The following is a 14,209-nucleotide window of genomic DNA, read 5'->3' on the forward strand; positions in this document are numbered from 1 at the left end:
GATGACCGCTAAGAGGCATCCGCCGTTCCAGGCAGCGTTTCCGGCAACTGTGCGGCAAAGCCGCGCAGCCCGACAACGTGGACGTGTTCGTGATTATTAAACACTTTACGCACTAGCTTATAGGTGGTGCCTTTTTCCGGGCTGATGTTTTCCGGCGCCGCGATAATCAGCTGCATCTCCAGACGTTCGCACAGCTCGAACAGCGTGGCGATAGAGCGGGCATCGAGACGCGCCGCTTCATCAAGGAACAGCAGACGGCACGGCGACAGGTCTTTGCCGCGCAGGCGACGAGACTCATCTTCCCAGCTCTGTACTACCATCACCAGAATCGACATCCCGGTACCGATAGCTTCCCCGGTGGACAGCGCGCCGGATTCTGCGCGCAGCCAGCCGTCGGAGCCGCGGTTGACTTCCACTTCCATCTCCAGATAGTTGCGGTAGTCGAGCAGCTCTTCGCCGATGGTCTGCGGCGTGCGTTGCCCCATATCGATCTGCGGGTTCAGACGCTGATACAGCTTCGCCAGCGCTTCCGAGAAGCTCAGGCGGTTGCTGTTAAACAGATCCTGATGCTGCTCGTGCTGTTCGGACAGCACATCAAGCAGCGTCGAGTGGGTTTCCCGCACGTTGACATTCAAGCGCACGCTGTTGACCTGGCCGAAGGAGACGCTTTGCAGCCCCTGGTTGAGCATCCGGATGCGGTTCTGCTCGCGCTGGATCGTTTTGCGAATAATGTTGGCCACGCTGCGGGAGCTGATGGCCAGCTTCTGCTCGCGGTTGGTCAACTCTTCCGTCAGACGGCTCAGTTCGATTTCCATCTGTTCAATCGCTTCTACCGGGTCGTCGGTGCGGATAATATCCTGACGGATACGCTCGCGCAGATGCTGGTAGACAGCGACAAAGAACTGAATTTTACGTTCAGGACGTTTCGGATCCTCGGAAACACGCAGCACATCGCGCAGATGTTCGTTATCCGATACGGCCAGACGCAGCGCACCCAGCGCTTTATCCGACATCGAGCGTAGCTCGTCAGCGGAGAGGTAGGCCAGCTCGCGGCGATGCAGACGACGTTCGACCCCGTTATCTTTCACCAGCCGCATAACCGCACACCAGCCCGCCTTGGCGCTCACTACCTGCTCACGCATTTCGCAGTAGTCGCGCTCAAGTTTACGCAGCCTGCGGGTCAGGTTGTCCATTTCGGCTTCACAGAAAGTCAGCGCTTTTTCCAGCTGATTCCGGCGTGAGCGGTTGTTGCTTAACTGCGTATGCAGCTGATCGCGGCGCGCACGCGCACGCTCTTCCGCACCGCTGTCGGCGCGTACGCCGATATCCTGCAGCTCTTTGTACAGATCGCTCAGCAGCTCTTTTTTGGTATCAAAGGAGCTTTTCAGCGACGCCAGCACCTGATTGTACTGGTTCAGCTGCGCGGAATGGGTACGCATCGCGTCGCGGGCGCGGCTGCGTTCAGCCTCCGCCTGCTCCAGGCGCTGACGCAGTTTTTCATTGAGATCGCTGTTGCCGTTCAGCATTTCCGCCGAATCGGAATAGCTGAAGTGGGCACGACGCTGAACCACTTCGCTCAGCGCAAACGCCTGCTGCCGTGCATCGCGCTGCATCTGCTGCGCATAGGCATAGTCTTCTTTCAGCTGTTCAAACTGTTCCGGGTCGCTCTGCAGGACGGAAACGATCGGCTCCAGTTTCGCCAGCTGATTGCCATACTGTTGAATAAAGCGCGCCGCTTCCTGGGCTTCATCCAGCCGTTCCTGAATTTCGTCAACGCGGTCGGCCAGCGTATCGTCCGCCAGCAGGTTAAGGCGCGGCAGCAGGCGGTTAAGGGCGGAAACCCCCTCTTTCGCCTGCTCAAACTGCACCCGGTTCTGCTGGTTGTCGCTTTCGTGCGCGCTGAGCGCGCGCTCCAGCTCGCCGCGGCGGCTGTTGAGCTTACGGATCTCTTCTTCCGGATCGTCTTCAAACGCGACGGCCAGGTGGCTGCCGATAAAGCGGCTGAAGGCCTGATGCTGACGCTGCGTTTTCTGCACGTCAAAAGAGAGGGTCGCAAAACGCTCTGACAGATCCTCACGCTCGGCATGCAGACTCTCGATGCGGCTTTCACGCGCGGCGCGGCCAAACAGCGGCAGGGTCGGGAAACGCGAGTAGCGCCACTGGCGATCGGCTACCTTAACGACAACCGCTTTTTCCAGCTCATCGACGCTGAATACGCTGTCATCGAAGGATTGCGGATCGCCCTCGATCAGATAGAGATCTTCCGGGCAATCTTCCAGCCCTTCCAGCTGTTCGGCGATCTGCGCCAGATTGGGTACCACGATCGCGTGACGCGACGGGCCATACAGCGCGGAAAAGTACGGGGCGTCTTCAAGGCTGACATCGTCATAAATTTCCGACAGCAGTACGCCACCAAAACGTTCAGCCAAGGCGTTCAGACGGGGATCTTCAGACCCTCCCGGCTGGCTGAGGCGCTCGATCTCTTCGTCGATGGCGCGTTTACGGGCGCCCACTTCGTCACGTTCGACGATGGCTTCGCGCTCGCGCTCCAGCAGCTGCTGGAGATATTCAGTGACATCCTGGCTTGATTCAAACTGCTCACCGCTCTGCTCGCAGAGCTGGTTGAGGCTATTTTGCGCGGCCAGCCAGATCGGCGCCCGACGCAGCAGAGACTGAGTGCGCGACTGCAGCTGCTCCAGTTCCTGACGCAGGTTCATGCGCTGTTCACTGGCAGAAGAGACGCTGTCGGACAAGGAGGCGATGCGCGCTTCCAGCTCCTGATGCAGCGCTTCCAGATCGTCGATCTCGTAGCGTTTACCCTGACGCTTGCAGAATTCACTCAGCTGGCGTTCGGCATCCTGCTGCTCGCGCAGACGTTGTTCCAGCTCGGTCAGACGGCTGCGCAACCCTTGTGCCTGCCCGGCGAGGTGACGCTGATTGACGCCATCGCGCAGCAGCTCGCGCGCCACGTCCCAGGCCTCATTACGCGCCAGCGGGCCGTTGATGGCCGCCACCAGCTGGTAAGCCTGCTCAAACTGACCGTGGGCGGTCTGCGCCACGCTCATTTTTTGTTCCAGCGACAGCATTTTTTCCGTCGCTTCTTGCTCTTTGGCCTGGAATGTTTCCAGCCATTCGTCGGCGCTTTCCGGCGTTAAATCCGGTAAATGACACAGCGCCTTCGCACGTTCCAGCGCCTGCAGCGCCTGGTTGTACTGAATGGCACGGGTCTGCTGCACATCCAGCGCCTGCTGGTAGTCGGCGAGCTGGCTTTTCAGCTCATCCACTTCCAGTTCAGCGGCCTCTGCGCGGGCTTCGTTCTCTTCCTGCAAATCGGTCGCTTCGGCGACGACTTCATTCTGCTCTTCAAGACGAATCTGCAGTTCATCGAGATCCGCTTCATAGCGCTCGATTTTTTCCTGCTGGCGCAGCGCGGTTTGAACCAGATTCAGGTGGTCGCTGGCCGCCTGATAATCGGCTTCCAGATCGCCTTCAGCGCCGTTATGTTCCTGCAGTTCACGGGCCATATCGACGTGCTTATACTGCTCTGCCGCCAGCTGCGCCCGCGAGGTAAAGAGATCGCGACGATACTCCAGCGCTTTGTCCAGATGCACGCGACGTTCGTTGGCGTGACGCATATAGTCCGCCGCAACATAGTTCGTCGCTTCGCTGATCAGGTGTTTAAACAGGTCGCGATCGGACTGGGTGACGCGAATGGCTTCGAGCGTCATGCGGTTTTCGCGCAGCGCGGCTTCCATATCCTGGAACGCTTTACGCACGCCGCTGTTTTCCGGCAGCAGGTAGTCGCGCAGCGAGCGGGTAATGGTGTTGGAGATCCCGCCGTACAGCGAGGCTTCAATCAGGCGATAGTATTTGCTGCGGTCGGAGGCCGAACGCAGACGACGCGCGACAACACCCAGATCGAACATCAGCGAGTGATAATCGGTTATCGAGTTGAACTGCTTGAACTGCACCCCTTCCATCTCTTCAAGCTTGTCTTTCAGCTCGTTGAGGCTCAGCACGCGCGCCTGGCGCTCGTTAAGGGTTTCCGTCAACAGCTGGGTCGGCTGAATGGACATCGGCAGTCCCTGGATAGCAAACGGCTTGATATCCACTTTACGATCGCGACCGGCGATCTGCTGCAGGCGCACGCCCACGACCACGCGCTGGTGGTGCGAGTTGACCACGTCCAGTACCGAATAACACACCCCGGCCCGCAGCTTCCCGTGCAGACCTTTATCGCGCGAACCGCTGGTGGCACCCGCTTCGGTGGTGTTACGGAAGTGCAGCAGGGTCAGATCCGGAATCAGCGCCGTGACGAAAGCCGCCATGGTGGTCGATTTCCCGGCGCCGTTGCCGCCGGAGAGGGTGGTGACCAGCTCATCCAGATCAAAGGTGCGGGCAAAAAAACCGTTCCAGTTAACCAGCGTCAGCGAGCGAAATTTACCGCGTTCTATCATTACTCTTCCTCCCCGCTATCCGGCTGATTCTCTTCATTCTCGTCATGGAGCCGCAGATGGTTTTCCAGCGCCATCGCTTCGCCGTCGCGAATCATGCGCAGCTGTGCCTCACGCGGATCGTCGCCGACGCGAACGTCAGCACCGAAGCGGAAGACCGACTCGGTGATACGAAATTTGCTGCTGTCATGGCCCATAAACCAGACCATGCCCAGGCGGCGCAGACGGTTGAGCGACGCGCGCATTTTTTCCTGCAGCTTCTGGCGGTCGAGATCGGACCCGGTAGAACGGTTGTTCACCAGCTTCAGCAGTTTAGCCTCGTCCGCCAGGGTCAGAAGCTCGTCGTAAAGCTCCTGCTGGGTAAAGATCCCTTCGTTGGCCAGCCGTTCCGGGCTGAGATAGAGGTAGCAAAGAATTTTGCCGACCATCATATCCAGCTCGGAGAGCACCGAGCGCGGAATCAGCGTCGTGGAGCGCGGGCGCAGATAGAAAAACCCTTCCGGCGCGCGAATCAGCTCAACGTTATAACGCGCGTAAAACTCTTCCAGGTAATCCTGGAAATCCATCAAAAATGCGTGATTATCCAGTTCGTCCAGGCCGATATGGCGGCCTGCTCGCAGGGCGCTATCCAGCGCCGGAAATAACGGATTGCCCAACGCCAGCGCCAGTTTAACTGGCATCACTTGTTCAATATTTGTCGATGACATGCGCCTGTACCTTGGCTCCGTAATCATTAATCGGCTGCCATTTTGCCGGCAGTCCGGTGAAATCTGCTTGTGCGACGCCCAGGCGTACCGCCTGATCGACGACGATTCGCGCCACATCAAAATGGCGAGCTCGCGGATACTGCGCCAGATATTCGCGCACCACCAGACCAAGGTCCAGCGGGACGCCTTTGTCTTTGTAAACCACCAGCTGCGCTTCAATCAGCGCGGCGAGCTGCTCGCGAATTTCGTTAAACTCTTCGTATTCCAGATCCGCCGGGAGCTCCCCGGTGACCTCTTCGTCACGCAGCGCCATCTCTTCATCGCGCATATCCAGCAGACGATCGGCGCTGGCGTGAGTCAACGCCCACGGGGCGTCAAAGTAGGTCTGGATCGACTGACGCAGACGCTGGGCGAAGACACGGTTTTTATCCATATCGATAGCGGTACGGATAAATTTGTGCACATGGCGATCGTAACCGATCCACAGGTCGATAGCCTGCTGCCCCCAGCTGACGATACGGTCCAGTTTACTTTGCAGATCGAAGACTAAGCGGTCGACAAAATGCAGGTCGTCGCGTGCAATTGTCGCATCCTGAATTCTCAGCAGATTTGCCTGCAGCTTATCGCCTGCGGCATCCAGCGTATCCTGCAGCTCGCGCAGGGTGCCGGAGGTTTCTGACAGCAGCAGCTCACAGCTGGAGATCGCCGCGCGCCAGTCTTTGTTCAGCAGCTGAGCGATATCATCTTTGACCAGCTGCTGCTGCTCATCCATGATGCGCTGCGTCAGATCGATACTGTCGAAAATCTCAGCAACCGAATATTTCAGCGGCGCAAAGACGTTGCGATGCCAGTGAAACTCATCGCCGCCCTCTTCTGCCGAGTCGGCTGCGCGCTTGAGCTCGCCGGCGACGATCGACAGCTGCATCGACAGACGCAGAGTGGAAAATTCGCGTTGCCGAATATAGTAGTCGGTAATACCGATACCCAACGGCGTCAGGCGATAAATCGCGTTGCCTTCCGTGATTTCGCTGGTAAAGCGGTTCAGCAGACGTTGGCGCACCATATCGTTGATCGCATTATTGGCGCGCTGGCTGATGGTTTCGCTGGTCTGCTCAAACGCATCACTGACGTGGCGGAACGCATCCACCAGTTCTCCCTCGGTCATTTCCCCTTCGAGCCGCTCGCCGTTCAGCGTAGCAACCGCCAGCAGAAACGAGAGTCTGTCTACCGGCAGCGAAATAGAAAAATCATTTTTTCTGGCCCAGGCAACCAGTTCGGGGACTGTCTGGGAAAATTCACTCATAGTTTATCCTTGCATCTGCGGCTTAAGCGCTGTGACATGAATGTAGCGACCCAGGCTGATATACGGCTCCTGGCGACAGTAGCGCGTCTCCAGCTCCAGCAGCGCCGCAAAATTGTCGCGCTGTTTGCGTTTTTCACGCAGATAATCATGAAACACCCGCACGCCGGTCTTACCGGTAATGTGCCAGCCCTGCTCTTCCAGCCAGCCATAAACCTGCTGCGGGGAACGCGGATAGTCCGGCGACAGCGTACGTTTTTTCTTTTTCGGCATGCCGAGTTGTACGTAGTCGAAGTTCCCGACGACCATGTTATGCATCAACAGACCGTTAGCATTGTAGAACATTAACGATAACGCACCGCCGGGTCGTAAAACCGACCACAGCGTACGTAGCATCTCCTGCGGCTCGGCCACCCACTCCAGCACCGCATGAAACAGTATCAGATCGACCGGGCTTTCCAAATGCTGCGCAATATCCTGAGCGGCGCATTGTACAAAATGCATGTTGTCGATCACACCTTTATCGGCAGCAGCCTGCCGGGCGCGCGCCACCATTTCAGCCGAAAGATCGCATAACGTCACATGGTGGCCCATTTCCGCGACTTTTACCGCCGTTTGCCCTTCGCCGCCGCCCGCGTCAAGAACCCGAAGCGGCCCTGGCCCCAGCTGGCTCAACAGCGGTTGCAGATCCTGCCACAGAATGGCCTGACGCAGTTCACCCTTGGTGGTGCCGTAAATATTGCGCGAAAACTTTTCAGCCATGTCATCGAAATTACGATCTTTCACGGACGGATCCACCTGCCAACACAAAGCCGCTATTTTGTCATACCCACGCTGAGAATGAAGCGATCTGTTATAAGATCCGGACATAACTTTGGTTATATGGTTAAAAAAGGACCCATCTGGCATGCTTTTTACACTGAAAAAGTATTTAGGCGGCATGATGCTGCCGCTTCCCCTGCTGCTGTTGCTGATGGCGGTCGGCATCGCGTTACTGTGGTTTAGCCGTTTCCAGCGTACCGGCAAGCTCTGCGTCAGCCTCAGCTGGCTGCTGTTGCTGCTGTTGAGCCTGCAACCGGTAGCCGATAGTTTGCTCAAACCAATCGAAGATAAATACCCGACGTGGCGCAATGCAGAGCGCGTGCAGTACGTCGTCGTACTTGGCGGGGGCTACACCTGGAATCCGGAGTGGGCGCCCAGTTCAAATCTCATCAACAACAGCCTGCCGCGGCTGACGGAGGGAATCCGCCTGTGGTATGAGAATCCGGGCGCGAAACTCATCTTTACCGGCGCAGCGGCGAAGACGAATCCCGTCAGCACGGCAGAAGCCGGCGCCAGAGTTGCGGAGAGTCTGGGGATACCGCGCAGCGAAATTATCGTTCTGGATAAACCCAAAGATACCGAAGAGGAAGCCGAGGCGGTGAAACAGGCCATCGGCGATGCGCCGTTCCTGCTGGTAACTTCCGCATCGCATTTACCCCGGGCGATGATTTTCTTCCAACATGTCGGGCTAAACCCGCTGCCGGCGCCCGCCAATCAGCTGGCGATCGCGTCACCTCTCAATCCGTGGGAACAGGCGATCCCTTCTCCCGTCTGGCTGATGCACAGCGATCGCGTCGGCTACGAAACGCTGGGACGCCTCTGGCAATGGTTAAAAGGCAGCTCAGGCGAGCCAGGGGAGGATTGATTTAGCGGCCAGGTCAAACCGGGCGCGGTCAAAGCGCCCGGTATTGACGAGATTATCCACCTCATCCCACAGCAGATAGAGCCAGCGTCGCCACAGGAAAGATTCAGCCACCGGCGCACGGCGTAGATAGTGCCACAGCAGCTGCTCCGCCTGCCCACCGTCGGACAGGCGAAACAGTTCATATTCTCGCGGCGCCCACAACATCATGCCCGGCCCGACCATCGCCAGCAGCTGATCGCTACGCGCATCTTTCAGCATACTGCGCAGCGTGAAGTTGCCGTGGACCAGCACACAGTTATCATTAAAGTCTTTCAATAAATCCGGAAGGCACTCGCGGGCGCGGAACAGAATCCGTTTATCCTGCATCGTCAGGCCGGTATCCTGATACAAATTAAGGGTACTCCACAGCATCTCTACCCGCTGGCGGTACCAGTGCGGCCACAGGTTTTCCTGGGTGCTGTCCACCATACCGACGCAGCCGCCGCTATCGTGCCGGTGCCAGGCCAGAAGAGCTTCCACGATCTGCTCCTGCAGCTGTTCCCAACGCTCAGGCGTACGGGCCGGCGCTTCCGCAGAGACTCCGCGCAGCCGCTCAATCAGCAACACGTCCGGGCCTGGATGCTCTTCATGCGTCAACACCCCATAGACCACCGGCATGCGCGCGGTACCGCTGCGCGCCAGCATGGAGATTTTCCACGCCAGCTGGCGGGCAACCCCGGGCGTGGTAAAGCTTCTCGCCAACAGCGGCAGCGGGTTTCCCTGCGCATCATACAGCGACCACAGCGCCGAGCAGGGTTTCTCGCTGATACACTCCACGCGGCTCAGTTTTTCTCCCAGCAGGTGGCTAAGTTCGGTTCGCAGCTGTTCCATCTCTGATTACCCCTGTGAATACTACTGGTTTTATAATGAGCGCCAGCCGCAGGGATGTCATCAGGTGAGATCAAAAAATTTGGGGAAAAAGTATGGAAAAATAGCTTGAGGATATCCCCTCACGACGGAGGGGATGAACGGATTAACGCAGCTCTGCGCGCACGCGCTCCAGATCTTCTGGCGTATCGACACCGGTCCCCGGGACAACTTCGGCCACCGCGACATGGATTTTTTCGCCGTACCACAGCACCCGCAGCTGCTCCAGCATTTCGATCTGTTCCAGTGGACTCGGCGCCCAGCTGACGTAACGACGGATAAAGCCGGCACGATAACCGTAAATACCGATATGACGCAGCAGAGAATCACCGATAGTCTCGCGTGATTGCGCAAAGCGATCGCGATCCCACGGAATGGTGGCGCGGGAGAAGTAGAGCGCATAGCCCTGCGCATCCATCACCACTTTCACAGCATTCGGATTAAATGCTTCCTCTGCGTCGTGAATCGGAACGGCGAGCGTTGCCATGCCGCAGGTATTGGCCGCCAGATTCTCAGCCACCTGGCGTACGATCGCCGGCGGGATCATCGGCTCATCGCCCTGGATATTAACGATGATCGTGTCATCACTGAAGCCGCACTTTTCAACAACTTCGGCCAGACGCTCGGTCCCGGATTGATGGTCCGCACGGGTCATGCACACTTCGCCGCCGGCAGCTTCGACCGCACGCGCAACATCGTCATGATCCGTCGCGACGATAATACGATCGGCCCCGGATTCGCGCGCGCGCTCCAGAACATGAACGATCATCGGCTTACCGTTGATATCCTGTAGAGGCTTGCCCGGCAGACGCGTGGAGGCAAAACGCGCAGGAATGATGACCACGAAACTCATGAATGGCTCTCTCCCACGGCTAGTGCGCGGGCTTCGGTTTCCAGCAAGACGGGAATGCCTTCACGGAAAGGAAAGGCCAGGCTGTCAATTTTGCAGATCAGCTCTTGCTTATCCTGGCTGTAGTAGAGTTTACCGTTGCAGACAGGACAGGCGATGATTTCTAGTAAACGGTGATCCATGATTCCTCCTGATGGACCGAATAGATTCCGCAGCAGCATATCACATGATGGCAAACTCAGGGATCCGTTTGCGGCAAAGGCTGAGCGGGGTGTGGCCTTGTTCAAGCCGGGGAAATCTCCCAGCCCTGCTGACGGTCAGAGAAAAGCCCCGGTGGCAAACGACCGAAGGTTATACGTTGAGCCGACTGCCAGAGAGCAAACTCTTCAATCGCCCGGTGCAACCCTTTCTCCAGCCCCGAGGTGACCCTGACCCCTTCTTCCAGCCACAGCGAAAAAACCTCCAGAACTCCGGTTTTCCGATGCACCTTGCTGTCCATTCTGCCCACCAGTTTTCCCTGGTGCAGCAGCGGCAGAACAAAGTAGCCATACTGACGCTTCGGCGCCGGCGTGTAGCACTCGAGGCGATAGCTAAAATTGAAGAGTTGCTCAGCGCGTTTACGGTCCCAGACTACCGGGTCAAATGGCGAGAGCACCGCGCTATGGCTGGCGGCAAGTTTGCCGCCGGGCGCCGATTCCAGCTGCCCGAGCGCTTCGTGGTGGAGCCACATGTCGCCCAGTTCCTCGACCTTCACCGGGACCACCATGCCTTCCTCCTGCCAGTTCGCCAGCAGCGTCGATAAAGCGGGCTGGCGGAGCCGATAGTAATCAGCCAGCCACTGGGGGCGAAAAATGCCGAGGCTCCGGGCACTGTTGCGCAGCATTAACGCCTCCGCCTGCGGCTGCGTCAGCGCATCGCGCTCATCGTCCCAGTGCGGCATCACGCGATGCGTCAGGTCATACACCCGCTGAAAGTTACGCCGCTCCACGACCATCACTTTACCTGCGGTAAACAGGCCTTCCAGATGGCGCTTATGCGGTTTCCATTCCCACCAGCCGCTGGCGCCTTTGCGCGGATGTTCAAAGTCAGCCGAACGAACCGGACCATTCTGCGCGATATGCTCCAGCAGCAGCTGAATATCGTCCGCATGTTCCGTCATCCACGCCTTGTGATACTTCCAGCCCATATCATCGGGCGTCAGCATGCGGTGGCGCACCAGGGCAAAGTCGCTACGGGGCAGGAAACAGGCTTCATGAGCCCAGTATTCCATCAGCTCCCCGCTGCGCAGGGCGTCCTCCAGCCAGCTTTGCGGATAGCGACCAAGACGGCTAAAAAGCACAAGATAGGGGCTGCGGGCAACGACGTTGATGGTATCGATTTGCAGCAAGGACATCTGCTGAACAGTTTGCAGAATATCGCTGGCGCGGGCACGTCGCCGGGGCTTCTTCAGCAATCCCTGCGCCGCAAGGTGGAGATGACGGGCTTCTTTAAGCGACAGTTGTAATACCGACATGCAGGTTCTCCGTAAAGGACTCCGGCACAGCGTTATTGAAGCGAGCGTGGCAGAACTAACGTTGCGCCAGCGTCACCAGTTCCGTCAGCAGCTGCTGTGCGCGTTCATCCGTCATTATGGCGTCGACAGGTAAATACCACCAGTTTGATTCGGCAAACCCGCGACATTTCACCGCATCTTTCTCGGTCATCAGCAGCGTTTGCTGTGGGTTCACAAGGGCGGAAACGCTCGCCTGAGTCAATGCCTGGTGATCGGCAAGCGCGACGGTTTTTACCGGCAGGACGCCGCAGCTTTCCAGCGTGGCGAAAAAGCGCGGGGGATGGCCGATCCCGGCCATGGCAACGACATTCTCGAAAGAAGCCACGTCACGCCGTTCGCCGCTGCGTAAATTCACCGCCAGTCCGGGTCGCAGCTGCATGGGGATCTCCCCCGCCTGCGCGACGCCGCCGTTAACAATGATGGCGTCGACGCTACGTAAACGTGACGCGCGTTCACGCATCGGCCCGGCCGGTAGCCACCAGCCATTGCCAAAACGGCGCTCGCCATCAATCACGACAATTTCTTTGTCCCGTGCCAGTTTGTAGTGCTGCAGGCCATCATCGGTGATGATGAGCTGCAAATCATGTGCATGAAGCAGCGCCTGTACCGCATCACGACGCTCTGGTGAGACCGCAACCGGCGCGCCGGTGCGTTGAAAAATGAGTACCGGTTCATCGCCGGCTTCCGCGGTACTGGTGTCATTGCTGAGCAATAATGGATAGCTCGCTGCTTTCCCGCCATAGCCGCGGGAAACAACGCCAACGCGAATACCGCGCTGCTGGAGCTGTTCCACCAGCCAGATGACCACCGGCGTTTTGCCGTTGCCTCCGGCGGTGAGATTCCCCACCACCGCCACCGGAACCGGTGCTCGCCAGGCTTTCTTCAGCCCCAGCCGATAGCTGAGACGAATCAGCCCGCTCACCAGGCCATAGAGCAAGGAGAGCGGCAGCAAGAGTCGCCATACGGGCGACTCACCGGACCAGATACGCGCAATCATTGGCCAAACTGCATCTTATGTAGCTGAGCATACACGCCGCGGTGTTCCAGCAGATCGGCATGGCTACCGCGCTCGACAATGCGGCCATCTTCCACAACCACAATTTCATCGGCTTGTTCAATGGTGGAAAGACGGTGGGCAATGACCAGCGAAGTGCGGTTTTTTTGCAGTTCATCGAGGGCAGCCTGAATCGCGCGTTCAGACTCGGTATCCAGCGCCGATGTCGCTTCGTCCAGAATCAGAATCGGGCTGTTACGCAGCAGCGCACGCGCGATGGCAATACGCTGGCGTTGACCGCCAGAGAGCAGTACGCCGTTTTCCCCGATAACGGTATCGAGGCCATTATCCATTTTGCTGATAAAGTCCATCGCGTAGGCCATACGCGCCGCTTCTTCGATCTGCTCGCGGCTGTACTCTTCCGTGCGCGCATAGGCAATGTTGTTGGCCACGGTATCGTTGAACAGATGCACGTTTTGCGACACCAGCGCCACCTGGTCGCGCAGGGATGCCAGAGTGTATTCACGCAGATCGTGGCCATCCAGCAGAATCTGACCGTTATCGATATCATAAAAACGCGTAATCAGGCTGGCGATGGTCGATTTACCCGACCCCGAACGCCCGACCAGGGCGACCGTTTTACCTTCCTGGATGTTGAGGTCGATATTTCGCAGCGCCGGCGTTTCACGGCCCGGATAGGTAAAGGTGACGTCTTTGAATTCCAGGTTGCCCTTCGCACGCTCGATAACCAGCTTGCCTTCGTCTTTTTCCTGTTCGGAATCAAGAATCGCAAACAGCGTCTGGCAGGCGGCCATCCCGCGCTGGAACTGAGCATTGACGTTCGTCAGCGATTTCAGCGGGCGCATCAACGCAATCATTGAGGAGAAGACGACGGTGATGGTACCGGCAGTTAACGTTTCCATGACGCTCGGGAAGCTGGCGGCATAGAGGACAAATGCCAGCGCCAGTGACGCAATCAGCTGAATAACCGGGTCAGAAATAGACGACGCAGAGACCATTTTCATCCCCTGCAAGCGCATTTTGTTGCTGACCTTATCAAAACGTTTGGTTTCTACCGCCTGACCGCCAAACATCAGCACTTCTTTATGCCCTTTCAGCATCTGCTCTGCGCTGGTGGTGACCTGACCCATGGTGTTCTGCATATTCTTGCTGATATTACGAAAACGCTTCGATACCACGCGAATCGCCATGGAGACAATGGGGGCCAGGACGATCAGAATCAGCGACAGCTGCCAGCTGTAGTAGAACATCATCACAAACAGGCCGATGATCGAGGCGCCTTCACGCACGACGGTAATCAAGGCGCTGGAAGAGGATGACGCAACCTGTTCGGAGTCATAGGTGATACGAGACAGCAAGGTACCCGTGGACTGTTTATCAAAGAAGGAGACGGGCATCCCCATCATGTGGCTGAACAGACGGCGGCGCATCGTCATGACGACTTTGCCTGAAACCCACGAGATACAGTAGCTCGAAATGTAGCTGGTGACGCCACGCAGTAACATCAGCCCAATCACGACCAGCGGCATCCATAGCAGCACTGAGCGATCCGTTTTACCAAAACCATCATCCAGTAACGGTTTAAGAAGCGATAGCATGAAGGTATCACTAGCGGCGTTAAAGACTAACGCAACTGCCGCGACGATCAGTCCGGTTTTAAATGGCGCAATAAGTGGCCAGAGGCGGCGGAAGGTCTGCCACGTGGAGAGATCTTTATCATTCTGCATTCAATAAACCA

The 14,209-nt window shown here is 57.6% G+C and carries 11 protein-coding genes; 1 reads left to right on the forward strand and 10 read right to left on the reverse strand.

Annotated elements, in window-relative coordinates; all coding sequences use genetic code 11:
• Positions 1-8 precede the first annotated feature (8 nt).
• Genes mukB through cmoM form a run of 4 tightly spaced genes read right to left on the reverse strand, consistent with a single transcriptional unit; the run spans position 9 to position 7,247 of the window.
• The gene (gene mukB / locus BV390_RS02565; RefSeq protein ID WP_032695668.1) at positions 9-4,457 is read right to left on the reverse strand and encodes a chromosome partition protein MukB; all 4,449 of its coding nucleotides are present in this window, start codon (positions 4,455-4,457) and stop codon (positions 9-11) included.
• Positions 4,457-5,161: a chromosome partition protein MukE gene (gene mukE, locus BV390_RS02570; protein WP_004860098.1), complete on the reverse strand. Its 705-nt coding sequence runs from the start codon at positions 5,159-5,161 to the stop codon at positions 4,457-4,459. Before mukE ends, mukB begins: the two co-directional genes overlap by 1 nt.
• Complete coding sequence (gene mukF, locus BV390_RS02575; RefSeq protein ID WP_032688584.1) at positions 5,142-6,464, reverse strand: chromosome partition protein MukF; 1,323 nt, start codon at positions 6,462-6,464, stop codon at positions 5,142-5,144. Before mukF ends, mukE begins: the two co-directional genes overlap by 20 nt.
• Before the next feature lie 3 nt (positions 6,465-6,467).
• On the reverse strand, positions 6,468-7,247 hold the full coding sequence (gene cmoM, locus BV390_RS02580; RefSeq protein WP_032695666.1) for a tRNA uridine 5-oxyacetic acid(34) methyltransferase CmoM: 780 nt from the start codon (positions 7,245-7,247) through the stop codon (positions 6,468-6,470).
• Between the two features lie 121 nt (positions 7,248-7,368).
• Here cmoM and elyC point away from each other — a divergent pair, with 121 nt between their 5' ends.
• A complete protein-coding gene (gene elyC, locus BV390_RS02585; protein WP_032688586.1) occupies positions 7,369-8,148 on the forward strand; it encodes an envelope biogenesis factor ElyC in 780 nt (259 codons plus the stop codon).
• Here elyC and BV390_RS02590 read toward each other — a convergent pair.
• From BV390_RS02590 to msbA, 6 genes are all read right to left on the reverse strand, one after another.
• On the reverse strand, positions 8,125-9,018 hold the full coding sequence (locus BV390_RS02590; RefSeq protein ID WP_085396542.1) for a YcbJ family phosphotransferase: 894 nt from the start codon (positions 9,016-9,018) through the stop codon (positions 8,125-8,127). The two genes, elyC and BV390_RS02590, sit on opposite strands and share 24 nt — an antisense overlap.
• Before the next feature lie 142 nt (positions 9,019-9,160).
• On the reverse strand, positions 9,161-9,907 hold the full coding sequence (gene kdsB / locus BV390_RS02595) for a 3-deoxy-manno-octulosonate cytidylyltransferase (protein WP_032688588.1): 747 nt from the start codon (positions 9,905-9,907) through the stop codon (positions 9,161-9,163).
• A complete protein-coding gene (locus tag BV390_RS02600; RefSeq protein WP_004860086.1) occupies positions 9,904-10,086 on the reverse strand; it encodes a Trm112 family protein in 183 nt (60 codons plus the stop codon). The genes kdsB and BV390_RS02600 overlap by 4 nt, the downstream gene beginning before the upstream one ends.
• 101 nt (positions 10,087-10,187) lie before the next feature.
• Positions 10,188-11,417 (reverse strand): winged helix-turn-helix domain-containing protein, encoded by a 1,230-nt coding sequence (locus BV390_RS02605; protein WP_085396543.1) that lies wholly within the window; start codon positions 11,415-11,417, stop codon positions 10,188-10,190.
• Between the two features lie 55 nt (positions 11,418-11,472).
• Positions 11,473-12,453 (reverse strand): tetraacyldisaccharide 4'-kinase, encoded by a 981-nt coding sequence (gene lpxK / locus BV390_RS02610; protein ID WP_085396544.1) that lies wholly within the window; start codon positions 12,451-12,453, stop codon positions 11,473-11,475.
• Positions 12,450-14,198, reverse strand: coding sequence for a lipid A ABC transporter ATP-binding protein/permease MsbA (msbA, locus tag BV390_RS02615; RefSeq protein WP_032688592.1), 1,749 nt, complete (start codon positions 14,196-14,198; stop codon positions 12,450-12,452). Before msbA ends, lpxK begins: the two co-directional genes overlap by 4 nt.
• Positions 14,199-14,209 lie beyond the last annotated feature (11 nt).

The sequence above is a fragment of the Klebsiella sp. YJ genome (assembly GCF_002108615.1).
Classification (GTDB): domain Bacteria; phylum Pseudomonadota; class Gammaproteobacteria; order Enterobacterales; family Enterobacteriaceae; genus Klebsiella; species Klebsiella planticola.

What these genes read in the sequence shown, in the direction of transcription:
- mukB (WP_032695668.1), bottom strand. Translation starts at nt 4,457, where the DNA reads ATGATAGAACGCGGTAAATTTCGCTCGCTGACGCTGGTTAACTGGAAC.
- mukE (WP_004860098.1), bottom strand. Translation starts at nt 5,161, where the DNA reads ATGTCATCGACAAATATTGAACAAGTGATGCCAGTTAAACTGGCGCTG.
- mukF (WP_032688584.1), bottom strand. Translation starts at nt 6,464, where the DNA reads ATGAGTGAATTTTCCCAGACAGTCCCCGAACTGGTTGCCTGGGCCAGA.
- elyC (WP_032688586.1), top strand. Translation starts at nt 7,369, where the DNA reads ATGCTTTTTACACTGAAAAAGTATTTAGGCGGCATGATGCTGCCGCTT.
- BV390_RS02590 (WP_085396542.1), bottom strand. Translation starts at nt 9,018, where the DNA reads ATGGAACAGCTGCGAACCGAACTTAGCCACCTGCTGGGAGAAAAACTG.
- kdsB (WP_032688588.1), bottom strand. Translation starts at nt 9,907, where the DNA reads ATGAGTTTCGTGGTCATCATTCCTGCGCGTTTTGCCTCCACGCGTCTG.
- BV390_RS02600 (WP_004860086.1), bottom strand. Translation starts at nt 10,086, where the DNA reads ATGGATCACCGTTTACTAGAAATCATCGCCTGTCCTGTCTGCAACGGT.
- BV390_RS02605 (WP_085396543.1), bottom strand. Translation starts at nt 11,417, where the DNA reads ATGTCGGTATTACAACTGTCGCTTAAAGAAGCCCGTCATCTCCACCTT.
- lpxK (WP_085396544.1), bottom strand. Translation starts at nt 12,453, where the DNA reads ATGATTGCGCGTATCTGGTCCGGTGAGTCGCCCGTATGGCGACTCTTG.
- msbA (WP_032688592.1), bottom strand. Translation starts at nt 14,198, where the DNA reads ATGCAGAATGATAAAGATCTCTCCACGTGGCAGACCTTCCGCCGCCTC.